14 protein-coding genes are annotated in these 15,315 nt (G+C 68.5%); 7 read left to right on the top strand and 7 right to left on the bottom strand.

What is annotated here, in order from left to right; genetic code table 11:
- Nucleotides 1–10: 10 nt before the first annotated feature.
- Nucleotides 11–1,465 (bottom strand): Asp-tRNA(Asn)/Glu-tRNA(Gln) amidotransferase subunit GatA, encoded by a 1,455-nt coding sequence (gene gatA / locus ECTOBSL9_RS06400; protein WP_063464367.1) that lies wholly within the window; start codon nucleotides 1,463–1,465, stop codon nucleotides 11–13.
- 77 nt (nucleotides 1,466–1,542) lie between these two features.
- Nucleotides 1,543–1,830: an Asp-tRNA(Asn)/Glu-tRNA(Gln) amidotransferase subunit GatC gene (gene gatC / locus ECTOBSL9_RS06395; protein ID WP_025280476.1), complete on the bottom strand. Its 288-nt coding sequence runs from the start codon at nucleotides 1,828–1,830 to the stop codon at nucleotides 1,543–1,545.
- A 124-nt stretch (nucleotides 1,831–1,954) separates the two neighbouring features.
- Here gatC and ECTOBSL9_RS06390 point away from each other — a divergent pair, with 124 nt between their 5' ends.
- From ECTOBSL9_RS06390 to mreD, 3 genes are all read left to right on the top strand, one after another.
- Nucleotides 1,955–3,001 (top strand): rod shape-determining protein, encoded by a 1,047-nt coding sequence (locus ECTOBSL9_RS06390; RefSeq protein WP_063464366.1) that lies wholly within the window; start codon nucleotides 1,955–1,957, stop codon nucleotides 2,999–3,001.
- A 77-nt stretch (nucleotides 3,002–3,078) separates the two neighbouring features.
- Nucleotides 3,079–3,957 carry a rod shape-determining protein MreC gene (gene mreC / locus ECTOBSL9_RS06385; protein ID WP_063464365.1) on the top strand — a complete coding sequence of 293 codons (879 nt, stop codon included), beginning with the start codon at nucleotides 3,079–3,081 and terminating at the stop codon, nucleotides 3,955–3,957.
- Nucleotides 3,950–4,441, top strand: coding sequence for a rod shape-determining protein MreD (mreD, locus tag ECTOBSL9_RS06380; RefSeq protein ID WP_063464364.1), 492 nt, complete (start codon nucleotides 3,950–3,952; stop codon nucleotides 4,439–4,441). Before mreC ends, mreD begins: the two co-directional genes overlap by 8 nt.
- A gap of 6 nt (nucleotides 4,442–4,447) precedes the next feature.
- Here the strand turns inward: mreD and ECTOBSL9_RS06375 are convergent, their stop codons facing one another.
- Nucleotides 4,448–5,194: a CDP-alcohol phosphatidyltransferase family protein gene (locus tag ECTOBSL9_RS06375; protein ID WP_205631999.1), complete on the bottom strand. Its 747-nt coding sequence runs from the start codon at nucleotides 5,192–5,194 to the stop codon at nucleotides 4,448–4,450.
- Nucleotides 5,195–5,299: 105 nt separating this feature from the next.
- On the opposite strand from ECTOBSL9_RS06375, the gene ECTOBSL9_RS06370 reads away from it, so the two are divergent.
- Genes ECTOBSL9_RS06370 through ECTOBSL9_RS17440 form a run of 3 tightly spaced genes read left to right on the top strand, consistent with a single transcriptional unit; the run spans nucleotide 5,300 to nucleotide 8,652 of the window.
- The gene (locus ECTOBSL9_RS06370; protein WP_063464363.1) at nucleotides 5,300–6,301 is read left to right on the top strand and encodes a zinc-binding alcohol dehydrogenase; all 1,002 of its coding nucleotides are present in this window, start codon (nucleotides 5,300–5,302) and stop codon (nucleotides 6,299–6,301) included.
- A 21-nt stretch (nucleotides 6,302–6,322) separates the two neighbouring features.
- Nucleotides 6,323–6,721 (top strand): 6-carboxytetrahydropterin synthase, encoded by a 399-nt coding sequence (locus ECTOBSL9_RS06365; RefSeq protein WP_063464362.1) that lies wholly within the window; start codon nucleotides 6,323–6,325, stop codon nucleotides 6,719–6,721.
- Nucleotides 6,718–8,652: a glycosyltransferase gene (locus ECTOBSL9_RS17440; RefSeq protein WP_063464361.1), complete on the top strand. Its 1,935-nt coding sequence runs from the start codon at nucleotides 6,718–6,720 to the stop codon at nucleotides 8,650–8,652. Before ECTOBSL9_RS06365 ends, ECTOBSL9_RS17440 begins: the two co-directional genes overlap by 4 nt.
- On the opposite strand, the gene ECTOBSL9_RS06355 is transcribed toward ECTOBSL9_RS17440, so the two are convergent.
- The 4 genes from ECTOBSL9_RS06355 to ECTOBSL9_RS06340 all read right to left on the bottom strand — a co-directional run bounded on the left by ECTOBSL9_RS06355 (nucleotide 8,642) and on the right by ECTOBSL9_RS06340 (nucleotide 13,663).
- The gene (locus tag ECTOBSL9_RS06355) at nucleotides 8,642–9,388 is read right to left on the bottom strand and encodes a RibD family protein (protein WP_205632023.1); all 747 of its coding nucleotides are present in this window, start codon (nucleotides 9,386–9,388) and stop codon (nucleotides 8,642–8,644) included. The two genes, ECTOBSL9_RS17440 and ECTOBSL9_RS06355, sit on opposite strands and share 11 nt — an antisense overlap.
- 121 nt (nucleotides 9,389–9,509) lie before the next feature.
- Complete coding sequence (locus ECTOBSL9_RS06350; RefSeq protein ID WP_063464360.1) at nucleotides 9,510–10,337, bottom strand: FkbM family methyltransferase; 828 nt, start codon at nucleotides 10,335–10,337, stop codon at nucleotides 9,510–9,512.
- Nucleotides 10,321–12,168: a glucans biosynthesis glucosyltransferase MdoH gene (gene mdoH / locus ECTOBSL9_RS06345; RefSeq protein ID WP_063464359.1), complete on the bottom strand. Its 1,848-nt coding sequence runs from the start codon at nucleotides 12,166–12,168 to the stop codon at nucleotides 10,321–10,323. The genes ECTOBSL9_RS06350 and mdoH overlap by 17 nt, the downstream gene beginning before the upstream one ends.
- The gene (locus ECTOBSL9_RS06340) at nucleotides 12,161–13,663 is read right to left on the bottom strand and encodes a glucan biosynthesis protein (RefSeq protein ID WP_205631998.1); all 1,503 of its coding nucleotides are present in this window, start codon (nucleotides 13,661–13,663) and stop codon (nucleotides 12,161–12,163) included. The genes mdoH and ECTOBSL9_RS06340 overlap by 8 nt, the downstream gene beginning before the upstream one ends.
- Before the next feature lie 102 nt (nucleotides 13,664–13,765).
- On the opposite strand from ECTOBSL9_RS06340, the gene ECTOBSL9_RS06335 reads away from it, so the two are divergent.
- On the top strand, nucleotides 13,766–15,301 hold the full coding sequence (locus ECTOBSL9_RS06335) for a sulfatase-like hydrolase/transferase (protein WP_156500057.1): 1,536 nt from the start codon (nucleotides 13,766–13,768) through the stop codon (nucleotides 15,299–15,301).
- Nucleotides 15,302–15,315 lie beyond the last annotated feature (14 nt).

Raw genomic sequence — 15,315 nt, 5'->3', positions numbered from 1 at the left:
CGACCGCGGCTTACTCGAAGCCGCCCGGGGCCATCCGACACCATTCCGTGCCCAACTGGTACTGGTGAGCAACCCCGAGCAGACGGGCTTCCTCGAAGTAATTGCCGATGAGCTGCAGGCCCACGGGCAGTCCATCGCTGAAACCGGCGGGCAACGACATGGCCGGCAGGCCGGCCAGGTTCACGGCGATGGTGTAGATGTCCGACAGATACATGGTGACCGGATCGTCCGTCTTCTCGCCCAGTCGGAAGGCCGTGCTCGGGGCGGTGGGCCCCAGGATCACGTCCACGTCCTTGAAGGCAGTGGCGAAATCCTCGGCGATCAGCCGGCGGATCTTCTGCGCCTTGAGGTAGTAGGCATCGAAATACCCTGCCGAGAGGGCGTAGGTGCCCACCATGATGCGTCGCTTCACCTCGGGGCCGAAGCCCTCGCCACGGGAGCGCATGTAAAGATCCAGGAGATCCTTCGGGTCCTCGCAGCGATAGCCGTAGCGCACGCCGTCGAAGCGGGCCAGGTTGGAGGAACATTCGGCCGGGGCCACCACATAATAGGCGGCCACCGACAGGTCCGAGTGGGGCAGGTCCACCTCCACGAACTCCGCTCCCAGGCCCTTGTAGTGGGCGATGGCTTCATCCACCACCCGGGCCACACCCGCATCCATGCCTTCCCCGAAGAACTGTTTGGGCAGGCCGATGCGCAGACCCTTCACCGGGCTGTTCAGGCGCTTGGTGAAATCCTCATCGGGGCGCTGGATGCTGGTGGAATCCCGCTGGTCGAAGCCGGCCATCACATTGAGCATCAGCGCGCAATCCTCGGCGGTGCGGGCCATGGGGCCGCCCTGGTCCAGGCTGGAAGCGAAGGCGATCATGCCCCAGCGGGACACGCGACCGTAGGTGGGCTTGATGCCGGTGACACCGTTCAAAGCTGCCGGCTGGCGAATGGATCCGCCGGTATCGGTGCCCGTGGCACCCGGCGCCAGACGCCCGGCCACCACCGCGGCGGAGCCGCCGGACGAGCCGCCAGGCACGCGCTCGGTATCCCAGGGGTTCTTCACCGGGCCGTAGTAGCTGGTCTCGTTGGACGACCCCATGGCGAACTCGTCCATGTTGGTCTTGCCCAGGATGGGGCAGCCCGCCGCCTTGAAGCGTGCCACCACCGTGGCGTCATAGGGAGCGATGAAGTTATCCAGCATCTTCGATCCACAGGAGGTGCGTGTGCCCTCGGTACAGAAGATGTCCTTGTGGGCAATGGGCACCCCGGTGAGGGGGCCGGCATCCCCCTGGGCACGGGCCTCGTCGGCGGCCTTCGCCGCCTCCATGGCCTGCTCCCCGGTCACGGTGACATAGGCGTTGAGGGCGTCGTCCAGGGTCTCGATGCGGCGCAGGTAGTGAGCCGTCAGCTCGACACTGGAGACCTCACCTTCCTTGAGGGCGGTGGCGAGTTCGGCAATGGACTTCTCGTGCATGGATCGTTCCGTGGTTGAAGACGGTCAAGGGGCTCGCGGGGACGGCTGGGAAGGCGTGGCCACCGCCACGGAGGGGCCTACTCGATCACCTTGGGCACCAGATAGAGGCCGGATTCCACGGCCGGGGCGTTGCCCTGAAAGTGATCCCGCTGATCGGTCTCGGTGGGCTCGTCGGCACGCAGACGCTGGGAGGCATCCAGTGGATGGGCCATGGGCGTCACGCCCTGGGTATCGACCCCCTCCATCTGTTGCACCAGGTCCAGAATGTCGGAGAGATTGCGGGCGTAACCCTGCAGATCCTCTTCCTGGACACTGAGCCGGGCCAGATGGGCGATCTTGCGCACCTCATCGAGTGACAGCGACATGACATGCTCCGGGATCACGAATACTTGGGGTAAGCGGCGTAAAGTAGCATAGATGACGCCTTGCCCAAAGCCTGCGGCGGTTGCTAGAGTAGCGCCTTTCGCAGGCGACGCCACACAAGAACCCATGCTCAGCCGTCTACTCGGTCTACTCTCCAACGACATCTCCATTGATTTGGGCACCGCCAACACGCTGATCTACATGCGTGGCAAGGGGATCGTGCTCAACGAACCGTCGGTGGTGGCCATTCGCCAGGACCGTGGGCCGGGTGGCCCGCGCTCGGTGGAAGCCGTGGGCACCGCGGCCAAGAAGATGATCGGTCGCACGCCGGAGAACATCCAGGCCATCCGCCCCATGAAGGACGGCGTGATCGCCGACTTCACCACCACGGAAAAGATGCTCCAGCATTTCATCCGCAAGGTGCATCACCATCGCATGTTCCGCCCCAGCCCCCGGGTGCTGGTCTGCGTGCCCTGCGGGGCCACCCAGGTGGAACGCCGCGCCATCCGTGAATCGGCGGCGGGCGCCGGCGCGCGACGTGTGTACCTGATGGAAGAGCCCATGGCAGCGGCCGTCGGCTCGGGCATCCCCGTGGACGAGGCACGCGGTTCCATGGTGCTGGACATCGGCGGCGGCACCTCCGAGGTGGCCGTCATGTCCCTGAACGGCATCGTCTACTCTGCTTCCGTGCGTATCGGTGGTGACACCTTCGACGACGCCATCATCGCCTATGTGCGCCGCAACTACGGCATCCTCATCGGTGAGGCCACCGCCGAGCGCATCAAGCACGAGATCGGCTCCGCCTACCCGGGCAAGGAACTGCTGGAGATCGAGATCAAGGGCCGCAACCTGGCCGAAGGTGTCCCCCGCGCCTTCACCCTCAACAGCAACGAGATCCTCGAATCCCTGCAGGAACCGCTGCACGGCATCGTCAGCGCCGTGCGCACGGCCCTGGAGCAGACACCCCCCGAACTGGGCTCGGACGTGGCCGAACGCGGCATCGTGCTCACCGGCGGTGGAGCGTTGCTGCGTGACCTGGATCGCCTGCTGATGGAAGAGACGGGCATCCCCGTGGTGGTGGCCGACGACCCCCTCACCTGCGTGGCCCGTGGCGGTGGCAAAGTGCTGGAAATGCTCGACGAACACGGAGCCGACTTCCTGTCCGTTGAGTAACACACCGCACGGGAGGGCCCACCATCAAACAGCCGCTCTTCATCCTGGGGCCCTCGCCGGCATTCCGGCTGGCCCTGGTGGCGATCCTTTCCCTGGTGCTGATGACTGTGGATCACCGGCACCATCATCTCCAGGAAGTGCGTTCCTGGCTGTCCTCGGCTGTGTATCCCATCCAGTATGCCGCTGACCTGCCCGTGCGCCTGAGCGCCTGGGTCAGTGAGCAATTCTCCACGCACCAGTCCCTGGTGGCACACAATCGCGCCCTGCAGGAGGAAAACCTGCTGCTGCGCTCACGCATGCTGCGCTTCGAGGCCCTGGAGGCGGAAAACGTCCGTCTGCGGGAGTTGCTGGACACCGCCGAACGCCTGCAGGAACAGGTGGTCATCGCACAACTGCTCTCGGTGGATCTGGACCCCTTCCGCCAGCAGGTGGTGCTGGACAAGGGCAGCCGCCATCAGGTCTATCCCGGGCAACCCCTGATCAATGCCGCCGGGGTGGTGGGCCAGGTGCTGGAGGTCCATGCCTTCAATAGCGTGGCCCTGCTGATCTCCGACCCCAGCCACGCCCTGCCCGTGCAGGTGAACCGCACCGGGCTGCGCACCCTGGCCGTGGGCACCGGGAACCCGGAGCGCCTGGACCTGCGTTTCATTCCCCCCAGCGAAGACATCCGCCGCGGTGACATCATCAGTACCTCGGGGCTGGGGGGGCGCTTCCCGGCCGATTACCCGGTGGCCCAGGTCACCCGGGTGGAACGCCCCCCCGGTGAGTCCTTCGCCCGGGTGGAGGCCCGGCCGCTGGCACGCCTGGACCGCTCCCGTGAAGTCCTGCTGCTGTGGCCCGCGCAACCCGACCAGGAGCCGGACACCCCCTTGGAGCTCGCGCCCCCCGAACCCACCGAACCTCCACCTCCGGATGACACCGAAGACCCGGACGCCGACGAGGTGATCCATGGCTGAGTGGCGCGCGCGCCTGCTGGTGATCCCGCTGACCTTCGTGGGGGCGCTGATCCTCACGGTGATGCCACTACCCGAGGAACTGGCCCCCTGGCGCCCGGAGTGGCTGGCCATGACCGTGCTCTACTGGACCCTGGCCCTGCCCCGGCAGGTGGGGGTGGGCACGGCCTGGTTCCTGGGCCTGCTGCTGGATGTCACCCAGGGCGCCCTGCTGGGGCAACACGCCCTGGGCCTGGCCGTGATCGCCTGGATCAGTCTGCGCCTGCATCAGCGGGTGCGCTTCTTCCCCATCTGGCAGCAGGCGGTCACCGTGGGCGCCCTGCTGGCCCTGCATCTCATGCTGGTGCTCTGGGTGTACGGCATCACCGGCCTGGCCCCCGGCACCTGGCTGTACTGGGCTCCCCTGGCCAGCAGCGTGCTGCTCTGGCCCCTGGTGTTCGTTACCCTGCGCGGCATCCGTCGGCGTTGGTGTCTGGCGGTGGGTTAGTCGCCCTCACCTCGCCCGTCGCAGCAGCCAGCGCACATCCAGACCAAACGAGACCGTCAATGCCAACAGCGCCGAGGCCGCCAGCCCGGTGGCCAACGACCCGCTGACAAAGCCGGGCAGACAGGCCAGCAGGGCCAGCACCTGCCAGACACACACGGCCTTGCGCCGCTGGCTGTCGGGCAGGGCCTGCCGCAGACGGGGCGCCCAATAGCCGGCGGCCACGAAGGCATAGCGCATCAGGCCGATGGCCAGGATCCATGCCCCCACCTTGCCGGACAGGGCCAGCCCCAGGCAAAGCACCAGGATCAGGGCCGCGTCCAGTTCCATGTCGAAGCGAGCCCCGAAGGCCGTGGCGGCATCCAGCCGTCGGGCCAGCCAGCCATCCAGGCCATCCAGCAGCAGGGCTGCCCCGGCCAGGGCCGCCAGCAGCGTGCCTTGCTCACGATACAACTCCGGTTGTGCCAGCCCCCCCCCCAGCACGCAGACCGGGAGGGCGCGCAGCAAGGTCACCCGATTGGGCCAGCCAAAACCACCCGTCGGGGCCGACCAGCGCATCAGCAAGAGCAGGGCCAGCGCGCCATAGGCCATCATCGATCCGACCGCCACAGCCCTGCTCATCAAGCCTGCGATCTGCAGCCATGCCAGACCGAGCAGCAACAGGCACAACCCCGCCAGTAGATCCGGCAGCAGGCGCAGGGGCGCTGCCCTTGAGATCCCCCTCCTGCCCTTGAGTGCCTCTGCCGCCTTGCCCACGCTGCACGTTCTCCTGAATGCTGTCGCCGGGAAGACACATCCCCCCGATCGGGCCTATGCTGCCCCTGAACCCACTGACAGGCCTCACCGCCGAAAGATTCCGCCATGTCCACTGAAAGCGAGACTGCCACCGCCTTCTGGATCGCCCGCCCGGGCCGGGGTGAACTGCGCCAGGAGCCCCTGCCGCCGCTGCCTGAAGGCCATGTGCAGGTCACCTCGCTCTACAGCGGCGTCAGCCGGGGCACCGAATCGCTGGTGTTTCACGGGCACGTACCTGCCACAGAGTATCAGCGCATGCGCGCGCCGTTTCAGGTGGGCGACTTCCCCGGCCCGGTGAAATATGGCTACGCCAGTGTGGCCCGGGTGGATAGTGGCCCGGATGAACTGGTGGGCCGACCGGTGTTCTGCCTGCACCCCCACCAAGACCGTTACCAGGTGCCTGCCACGGCGGTGACCCCGCTGCCCGAGGACCTGCCCCCGGGGCGGGCCGTGCTGGCAGCCAACATGGAGACCGCCATCAACGGGATCTGGGATGCGCACATTGGGCCCGGTGACCGGGTGTGTGTCATCGGCGCCGGGGTGGTGGGTGCGCTGGTGGCCTATCTGGCAGCACGCATCCCGGGCACACGGGTCACCCTGGCGGACATCCAGCAGGATCGTGCCGCCCTGGCGCAGGCCCTGGGCGCGGCCTTCGCCAGGGCGGAGGCGGCACCCGGCGATCAGGACCGGGTGATCCACGTCAGCGGCCAGCCGGCCGGCCTGGAGCGGGCCCTGGCACTGGCCGGCGATGAAGGCCTGGTGCTGGAGATGAGCTGGTACGGGGATCGCACCGTCGCCCTGCCCCTGGGCGAGGCCTTCCATGCCCGGCGGCTGACCCTGCGCTCCAGCCAGGTGGGCCGCCTGCCACCCTCTCACGCCCCCCGCTGGGATCACCGTCGGCGCCTGGCGCTGGCCCTGGAACTGCTGCAGGATCCGGTGCTGGAGCAGTTGATCAGCGGCGAATCGGATTTTACTGCCCTGCCCCGGGTGATGCCGTCGCTGGCGGAGGGGGCCGGCCAGGTGCTCTGTCATCGGATTCGTTATCCCGCCGCGATGTCCAACCCCTGACGACTTCCCAGGAGAAGCCCCATGTACACGGTGAACGTAAGAGACCACATGATGATCGCCCACAGCTTCAGCGGCGAAACCTTCGGGCCGGCCCAGCGCCTGCACGGCGCCACCTATGTGGTGGACGCCTGCTTCAAGCGCGAGGCGCTGGATGAGGAAAACCTGGTGGTGGACATCGGGCGGGCGAGCGAGGTGCTCCATGAGATCCTGGGCGAGTTCAACTATCGCAACCTGGACGAGATGGAAGCCTTCCAGGGGCAGAACACCACCACCGAGTTCATGGCCCGGGTGATCTTCGACCGACTCGCAGGGGCCATCCACGAGGGGCGCCTGGGGGCCTCGGCCCGGAACCTGTCTGCCCTGGCCGTGACCCTGCATGAGTCCCATGTGGCTCAGGCCGGCTTTGAGGGCCCGCTTTGAATCATCGGCTCACCCTGCTGGTGCCGGGCGATCCGGGACAGACCACCGGCGGCTACCTGTACGACCGGCACCTGGCCCGGGAACTGGAAGCGGCAGGCTGGGCCGTCACGCTGTTAGGTCTCGACGGGGCCTTCCCTGGTCCGGATGAAACGGCCCGCCAGGCCCTGGACGCTGCCCTGTCCGGCTTGCCGGCGGGATCCCGGGTTCTGCTGGACGGTCTGGCCATGGGGTGCCTGCCCGAGGTGATCGACACCCATGCGGATCGCCTGGACCTGACCGCCCTGGTGCATCATCCACTGGGGGATGAAAGCGGTCTCACCCCCCAACAGCGGGATCGACTGCTGGATCTGGAGATCCGGGCGCTGCGCCGGGTGGCCCGGATCGTTGTCACCAGCCACTTCACGGCCCGGCGATTGGGGGCCCTGGGCCTGCCGCCGGCATCGATCCATGTGGCCTCGCCGGGGGTGACGCCGGCGCCGTTGTGCGCCATCGCCCGGGGCGAACCGGTTCACGGGGACAAGGCCATCCCGCATCTGCTCTGCGTGGCCCACCTGGCGCCCCGCAAGGGGCATGATGTACTGCTGGAAGCCCTGGCCCGCCTGCTGGATCTGTCCTGGCACTGCCACTGGGTGGGGTCAACCGACCGGGAACCCGAATGGGTCGCCGGGCTGCGCGGGCAGTGCCAGGCCCTGGGCCTGACCGAACGGGTCACCCTGCAGGGGGAACTCCCCGCAGACCGGGTGGCGGCTGCCTTTGATGCGGCCTCGGTATTCGTGCTGCCCTCCCGGTATGAGGGCTTTGGCATGGTGGTGACCGAGGCCCTGGCCCGGGGACTGCCGGTGATCACCACCACCGGCGGGGCCCTGTGCGACACCCTGCCCGCCGGGGCCGGCCTTTCGGTGCCGCCCGAGGATCCCCAGGCCCTGACCGACGCCCTGCGGCGCTGGCTCACCGACGCCCCGCTGCGCGCCACACTGATCGCAGGGGCGCGGGCAGCCCGGGACCACCTGACAGACTGGGCGGAGACGGCACGGCAGGTTGCCAAGGCACTGGACACCCCGCCCAAAAGCCGGGATGAGGGATGGTTTGCCCACGACTGGCTGACCCTGCGCGCGGGTGCCGATGCCCAGGCCCGAGACAGGCGCCTGCCCCAGGCCGCCGGAGCCTGGTTGCGGCGCCGCGGCCCTGGCCCCCACCGCATCCTGGATCTGGGGGCCGGCTCCGGCAACAACCTGCGCCATCTGGCACCCTTGCTGCCCGGTCCGCAGCACTGGATGCTCCGGGATCGGGATCCCGTCCTGCTGGACGCCGCCATGGCGCCCCCCACACCCCGGGATGCCCACGGTGACCCGGTGGCACGGCAGGTACATACAGCGGACCTGGCCCACTTGTCCACGGCGGATATGGGGAACACGCACCTGGTCACCGCCTCCGCCCTGCTGGACCTGGTGTCGGCGGATTGGCTCGAAGGCCTTGTGGATGCCTGTGCCCACGCGGGCGCTGCGCTGCTGCTGACCTTATCGGTGGACGGCCAGCGCGGCTGTCTGGATGCCGAGGGCCGGCGCCGGTCCGATCCCGAAGATGCGTGGGCGGCGTCCCTGTTTCACAGCCATCAGCGTCGGGACAAGGGCCTGGGGTCGGCCCTGGGACCCGAGGCCCCGGCCTGCCTGCTTCGGATCCTGCGTTCCCACGGCTACCGGGTGTTCCAGCGTCCCAGCCCCTGGTGTCTGCGGGCGGGGAGCGAGGAGGCCCGCACCCTGGGGCTGGAAACCCTGCACGGATGGAAGCAGGCCCTGCTGGAACAGGCGCCCGGGGAGACCGACCGCATCCTTGCCTGGCATGCATCCCGAAGCACCGCCCTGCGGGATGGGCACCTGGGACTGTGGGTGGGGCATCGGGATGTCTTCGCCCGGCCCCTGCTCAGGCCCTGAGATCCACATCGAACAGGGTATCCTCGCCGCAGGCAAAGCGGCGTACCCGGGGCCGCAGGGCCTGATCCAGGGTGTCGATGGGGGGCAGGGACAACCCCGGGCGTCCGGAACCGATCACCATGGGCGCCACCAGCAGGTGCAGCCGATCCAGCAGGCCCGCCTCCAGAAACCGCGACACGGTCACCCCCCCGCCTTCCACCAGTACCCGGCGGTATCCCACCTCGGCCAGCTGTGTAACCACCTGCTGGGGACGGATCCGGCCACTGTCCTGGTCGGTATCCACGGGCAGGGCGCTCACATGCTCGGGCAGCCCGCCAACGGGACCCACATCCCAGCCCACCAGTAACAGGGTGGGGGGCGTGACCGAGCCTGCCGGGGCGGCCTCGAACAGGGGGCCCTCGTGGGGCACGCGTCCCCGGGGGTCAAGTACCACCCGGGCCGGGCTGGGCCCGGACGCATGGCGTACCGTCAGTTGCGGTCGATCGGTGGCGGCCGTGCCGGCGCCCACGAGCACGGCGTCGGCCAGGGCCCGCAGGCGGTGCAGATGCACCCGCGCCTCCCAGCCGCTGATGTAGTAGGAGGCCCCGGTGTGGGTGGCGATGCGACCATCCAGACTCTGACCCAACTGCCCGACGACCCATGGCCGGTCATCGGCCACCAGGGGGAGCAGGCAGTCCAGCAACCGCCCCGCGTCCCGCTCCATGGGGCCGTGGGCATGCCAGGCACCCCCCCGCATCACCTCCAGCTCGCCCCCCGGATAGGCCCAGCAGCCCCGGGATTCGCGGACCCAATCGTGATCACGCACCCGCAGGATCAGGGACCAGGCCGCTTCAGGATTGTTCAGACCCTCTGCATGCTCACCCATGGTTCAGACCTCCGGAGGCACAGGCGATGCCTGCTTCAGGTCCTGCTGGTGGATGTGTCCTGCGTGCATAAAGGTCTCCTGAGGCGATGCCGGCAGCGCCAGCGTGCAGCCATTGATGCAGTGCCGTCGCCGACCGCCACTGGGGCCAGAGAAAGCGCCGTTGCTCACCGGTCACCACGTTGTATTCATAGGTGGCCAGGCCTTCCAGACGATCGATGCACTCCACCGCCTGCGCCAGCGCCCCCTGGATGAACTCCACGGACAGGGCGGGCAGCGGTTGTGACAAACCGGCCAGGACCTGTGCCTCGTGACCCTCCACATCGATCTTGCAGAAGGCCGGTACGCCGTGGCGGGCAATCAGTTCATCCAGCGTGGTGACCGGCACCATGATGCCATCCTCCCAGCGTACCCGTTGAAAACCCGGATGTCGCTCAGGCAGCGCCTGACGCCATGCCTCCGCCAGGGTGGACACCGTGGGATGCAGCCGGCTGATGGCCAGCCAGGCCGATCCGGGGCGGGCATCCAGGGCCACCGCTTCCAGCTGGATGGCCGGCCGGTGTCGGGTGAGTCGCTTCAGCCAGGCCAGCGGCAGGGGCTGGGGCTCCACCGCCACCACCCGGGCCCCCAGGGCGGCGAAGGCCAGGGTGCGGTCGCCCACATGGGCCCCCACATCAAAGACCAGATCCCCGGGCTGGACGAACGGCTCATACATCCGACGCAGACCCCGCTGCCGACCGGGGCGCCAGTAGATCACCAGGGACCGGGACAGCCCCAGACCCGCGGCGCCCTGACCCAGCCATCGCCTAACCCGCGTCGTCATGGTGTCGCATTCCGGGCACGCACGCGATCGCCCATCGGCGCAGGCGCCCCGGTGGACCGATCAGGAATTGTTCAGGCATGGGTCCCGGCGACTCGGGCGGCGGCGACCACGGGCGACCCGATACCAGCAGGCCGTGCTCTGCCGCGCCGGTGCTGGCTCGGCTCACCGTTTCTGTCAGGGGCGTGAGCAACAGCCCGGGCGCCACGCGTCGGCCGCTGAGCCGGAACAGCACCGGGGCCAGCATCAGCCCCAGCCACACCGGCCCGGTCCACAAGACCAGGCCCGGCAGGATGAGCAGGCACAGCCCGAGCCAGACAAGGCCCAGCAACGCCGGGGGCAGGCCCAGGCGCAGGCAACGACGCCAGCCCAGGGGCCGGTCGGCGCGGCAGGGCGCCTCCCAGGAGACGGGCTTGCCGGCGAGGATCTGCAGGATGAACAGGGTATGAAACACCATCAGCACCGGCGCCAGCAACACGGCCGAAACGATCTCCAGGATACCGTTCCCCAGCCAACGCCAGGTGCCACCGAAGGCCCGACGCTGAGCACGGGTCAACACCATGCCCATCAGTTTGGGCCCGAACAACAGGAACAGCGTGGCCCCCAGCAGCCACAGGGCCGTCTCCGGCATCGCCCCGGGCGGGTGGCCACTGGCCAACGGCGGCGTGTCGCCGGCCAGGCTGAAAAACCCCAGGATCAGCATGGCCGCCCACAGGGGCGCATAGGCAAAGCCCAGGGCACCCAGCAGGAAATGCAGCCGGCTGAGGGGATGCAGCCCGGGCGCGGCGAGCAGGCGCAGGTGCTGCAGATTACCCTGGGCCCAGCGCCGTTCCCGGCGCAGGTAGTCCGACAGGTGGGCGGGCACGTGTTCAAAACTGCCCTGGGCAGTCGTATCCAGACGCACCTGCCAGCCCCCTCGGCGCAGCAAGGCCGCCTCGACGAAATCATGACTGAGGATATCGCCACCCCAGGGCGCAGCACCGGGCAGACGGGGCAGACCACAGCAGTCCATGAAGGCCCGGGTGCGCAGGATGGCATTATGGCCCCAGTAGTTGGCAGCATCCCCCTGCCAGAAGGCCTGACCGGTGGCCAGCAGCGGCCCATGCACCACCGCCGCGAAGGCCTGTAGCCGGGCCAGCAGGGTCTGGGCTCCCATGGGCCGGGGCACGGTCTGGATCAGCCCCGTGTCAGGATTGGCCTGCAGGCTCGCCACCAGACGCCGCAGGGTGCGGCCACTCATGCGGCTGTCCGCATCCAGCACCACCAGGGCCTCGTAGCGACCACCCCAGCGGCGACAAAACTCCGCGATATTGCCCGCCTTGCGCCCCCCCGGCTCCCGGCCGCAACGGTAATGCACGGGTATTCTGCCTTCAAAACAATGCTGCAGACCCGCCACCATGTCTGCCTCCTGGCGCAGCACGCGGGGGTCGGTGGAGTCACTCAGGACGAAGGCCTCGAAGCCCTCGGTGTCGCCACTGCGCACAAGATCCTCCAGCGTGGCGGCCAGCCCGGCCCCCACGAACCCGGCATCCTCGTGACGGATAGGCATGACCAGCGCGGTATGGTGCGGAACGCTCACAGCGGGCGGGGGCGCCAGCGGCGCAAGGGTGAAGGGATCGCGGCCAAGCCTGAGCAGCACGGCCCCGACGAACGCATTCCAGAAGGCCAGGGCAATCCAGGTGAACAGGATGGCGAACAGCACCAGCAGCGGCACATGCAGCAGCCCCGCTCCGGTGGTCGTGAGCACGTCGTGCATCGCCAGGGTGCCCAGCGCTCCGGTCCCCAGCACCAGCAGGCCAAACAGGCGACGGCGCAGGGCGAGCGAATCAGGCATCCGGCCCTTTCCATAGGTACTGCCAGGTCTCGGTGAGCACCTGATCAGACAGGCGCAGTTGCAGGCGCATGTCGGCGGGCGATGCGGCGCTGGCCGCCACCACGAAGGTGGCCCGCCAGCCCCCTTGGGGCAATGCGCCGACCTGGGGTGGTTCCGCCAATTCACCCTGGTGCAATTCCAGGTGGGCGCTGACCGGTAGCGATCCATCCAGTTGATCCAGGGGCCCACCGGCGAAGTCCACCACGAAACGCCGCTGATCCCGGGGGGCTGGGTCGCCCTGGCCCGGCACCCCGGCGGGGCCGGTGCGGGTGCGCACCACATGGGCCAGAGCGTGCTCCGGCGGTCTTTCCCAGCGCGGTGTGAGACGGTAGCTGAAGCGACGGGATTCACCGGCCGCCATGGGTGAGTCCGGCGCCCAGAAGGCAACGATGTTGTCGTGGGTCTCGTCGGGGGTGGGCAGCTCCAGCAGCACCACCCGGCCGGCGTCCCAATCGCCTGCCCCGGGTTCCACCCAGAGGCTGGGCCGAAGTTCGTAGCGGGCCTCCTGGTCCAGGTAGGCGGCGAAGCCCCGGGTGCGCTGCATCAGGCCGAATGCGGACGGAGCGGCATCCAGAAAGGCGGACACCCGGGGTGCCTCGGGGCGGGTCAAGGGGCGCCAGATCCATTCCCCGGCCCGGGTGCGCACCAGCAGGCCCTCCGAGTCATGCACCCGGGGCCGGAAGTCCGTCTCGATGGGGCCAGTCAGATCCCCGTGGGTGTACATGCTGGTGAGCGGGGCGATACCCAGCCCCGTCAGGTCTCGGCGGGCAAACAGGCGGGCCTCCACGTCCACCGTGACCGGCTCGGTGGTCCGCACCTGGAAGGCGTAGGCACCGGTCACCGAGGGCCCCTCCAACAGGGCGTACAGGTTCACGTGCCTGTCTTCGGGCCCGGGCCTTTGCAGATGAAATTCCGTGAACGCCGGAAACTCCTCCGACCCCAGGCGGGTGGTGTCCACCGCCAGTCCACGGGCCGACAGGCCGTAACGCTGGCCCCGTCCCACCAGGCGAAAGTAGGAAGCGCCCTGGAACACCAGGAATTCGTCCCGGACATCTGCCCGGTTCAGGGGATAGTGCACACGCAGCCCGGAGAATCCGCCCGCTGCCCGCTGCTCGGGGGTGAGTCGTGCCGCGTCGTCATCATAACGGAACAGCCCCGGATCGAAGGCAATGGGCTCGCGTTGCCCGTCCACCCATTCAAAGACCTGCACCGGCTGACCAAAGAGGAAGCCGGCGTGCAGGAACTGCACCTGGAAGTCCGACTCTCCCTGCCACAGGGCGCGCTCGGGGTTGAAGCGGATCTGTCGATGGGCATCGTAGTCCAGCGCCTCCAGGGCCGGTGCCTCCAGGGTGGCGGGCGCCTGCCAGGGTGCTTGCGCCAACTCCTGGGCCCGTTCGCCGAGGGTATCCAGCAGATCCGCCTGGGCGGCTGGCCAGGCCAGGCACAGGGTCAGCATAATGAGCCCGAGCCCCCGACCCATCATGGCGCCCCCATGCCAATGCCCATCACATCCCGCCAAGGCCCCCTCGCCGCCTGGCCCCTTTTGCTGTCCGCCGTCTTGCTGAATATTGTGCTGGTGCTGCCGCTGTGGCTGCGCTTTGGTGAACCCGGTGAACGCTGGATCGCCCTGGAGGCCTGGTGGCTGCCGGTGCTGTTCGCCTGGCTGGCCGCCCATTGGGCGACCCAGACGGCGCGCGCCGCCGTGGCCGTGCTGCTGGTATTCGCCGTGGCGGCGGGGCTGGGAGATGCCGCCACGCAGCAGATCCTGGGCCGATCGCTCAACCTGTACCTGGACCTGCCGGCGCTGATCTCGGTGCATCACCTGCTGGTCGGCACACTGGGGCACGCCGTGGCGGTCGCCATCCTGGCCCTGGCCACCGCATTGCTCCTGGGGGTGGTGATCGCAGCCTTCCGGGGGTTGCGGCCCATGCCGCTGCGGGGTGGCGCGGCCGTGCTCGCCCTGGGCATCGGCGCCATGGCCGCCGTGCTCACGGCGCTGGAGGTGGCCGGTGAGCGTATCGTGCCCATCGCCCGCACCCCGGTGCTGGATACCCTGATGTTCCAGTCCCGACAGATCCGGGAGACCCATCACGCCCGCCACCAGTTCGAGACCGCCGTGGCCGACAGGGAGCGGCCCGCGCAGGCCCTGCCCGGTCTGGCCGGGCGGGATGTGTATCTGGTCTTCGTGGAGTCCTACGGGGTCTCGTTGACCGACGACCCACGGTTCTCCGGCCCTGTTCTGCCGCGGCTTGAGGCCATGGCCCCTCGTCTGGAAGCGGCGGGACTGCATGCCGTCACCGGGCGCCTGGATGCGCCCATCCTGGGTGGGCAGTCGTGGCTGGCGCATGCCTCGATGCTGAGCGGCGTGTGGATCGACAACACATTGTGGTATCGCCTCATGCTGGAACTGGGGCAGCCAACGCTGGTGAATGATTTCAAGGCCACCGGCCACGAAACCATGACGGTGATGCCAGCCATTACCATGCCATGGCCCGAGGGTCGCGCCTATGGCTTCGATCACATCTTCGCCGCCGCCGACCTGGACTATGCCGGCCCGCCGCTCAATTGGGTGACCATGCCCGACCAGTTCACCCTGCATCGCTTCAATGCCCTGCGGGCGCAAGTGAGCGCACCACTGTTCGCCAAGGTGGCCCTGGTGAGCAGTCACGCCCCCTGGACCCCGATCCTGTCCCTGATCGAAGACTGGGAACAGGTGGGGGATGGGCGCATCTTCGCGCCCTGGGGTGAGGCCGGCCCAAGTCCGGAGACGCTCTGGCAGGACATGGAACGGGTCCGCGACTACTTTGCCCGTTCGGTGGACTATTCGCTGCATGTCTCCCTGGACTGGGCGCTGCAGTTCCTTGAAGACGACACCCTGCTGATCCTGCTGGGGGACCATCAGGCGGCGCCGTTGATCATCGGCGAGGATCCCTCCCCCGCCGTGCCCGTGCATCTGATCAGCCGCGACCCCGCGCTGCTCAAGCCGTTTCAGGAGCGGGGCTTTGTGCCCGGCCTCATCCCCCCAGAGCCTGGACAGCCGGCCGGCATGGACACCTTCCGGCATTGGCTGCATGCGGACTTTGGTTCCGGGTGAGGCCGAGCGCCTCC

The sequence above is a fragment of the Ectothiorhodospira sp. BSL-9 genome, from assembly GCF_001632845.1.
In the GTDB taxonomy this organism is placed as follows: Bacteria; Pseudomonadota; Gammaproteobacteria; order Ectothiorhodospirales; family Ectothiorhodospiraceae; genus Ectothiorhodospira.
This window is presented reverse-complemented; position numbering and strand designations above follow the sequence as displayed.